This window comes from Actinotalea sp. C106 (assembly GCF_023630195.1).
Classification (GTDB): Bacteria; Actinomycetota; Actinomycetes; order Actinomycetales; family Cellulomonadaceae; genus Actinotalea.
Genome location: NZ_JALPKN010000617.1, coordinates 1 through 635, shown reverse-complemented (window position 1 = coordinate 635; position 635 = coordinate 1). Strand labels below are relative to the sequence as shown.

Annotated in this window: 2 protein-coding genes; both read right to left on the bottom strand. The window is 76.5% G+C overall.

All coding sequences use genetic code 11. The features are described 5' to 3' along the window. Positions 1 to 287 (bottom strand): hypothetical protein (locus tag L0B03_RS18825; protein ID WP_250448641.1); only part of this gene is annotated, 287 nt, incomplete at its 3' end. Positions 288 to 394: 107 nt separating this feature from the next. Continuing rightward, a partial coding sequence (locus L0B03_RS18820) for a hypothetical protein (RefSeq protein WP_250448639.1) occupies positions 395 to 635 on the bottom strand: 241 nt, incomplete at its 5' end.

The following is a 635-nucleotide window of genomic DNA, read 5'->3' as shown; positions in this document are numbered from 1 at the left end:
GCCGCCGCCAAGGCGAGCAGCAGGCAGCCCAGGGCGAGGATCAGGCCCAGGGCCATGCCGAGCAGCTGAGCGCCGATGCCGGGGGCCGCGGGGCCGCCCAGCTGCTCCTCGACGGTGGCGTCCCCCGCCATGAGCGAGGTGCCGAAGAGGGCCGCCGTCGCGAGCACCCAGCACGCGACCGACCCGACCGTGGGCCACAGAGCCGAGGCCCGCTTCGGGCTCGAGCCCTTCGTGGGCGCCGAGGTGCTCGAGCGGTCGGATCCGGGGGAAGGCTGCGGCGTGGGCATGGCGTCATCATCCTCCCGAGCGCGCCCTTCCCGCACGGCGAACCGGGCCCGAGCATGCGAGGGGGCTCGCGAGGTGCGCCACCAAGGAGCGGACCCGGCCCGGCCGCTCAGGTCGCGGGGGGCCTCACGCGCAGGATGGCGCGGACGAGCAGGGCACCGCCGAGGAGCATCGTCGTCAAGGAGACGAGGACGAGCACTCCCTCGCCGTGACCGGTGACCGGCGGCGGATGACCGGCCCACTCGGCGATCGCACCGCGGGCGGTCCCCTGCTGCCAAGCCAGCGCGAGCGCCAGGGCACCGAGGGCCAGCAGCCCGCCCCCCGCGACGAGGATCCCCCCGGAGGCCGCC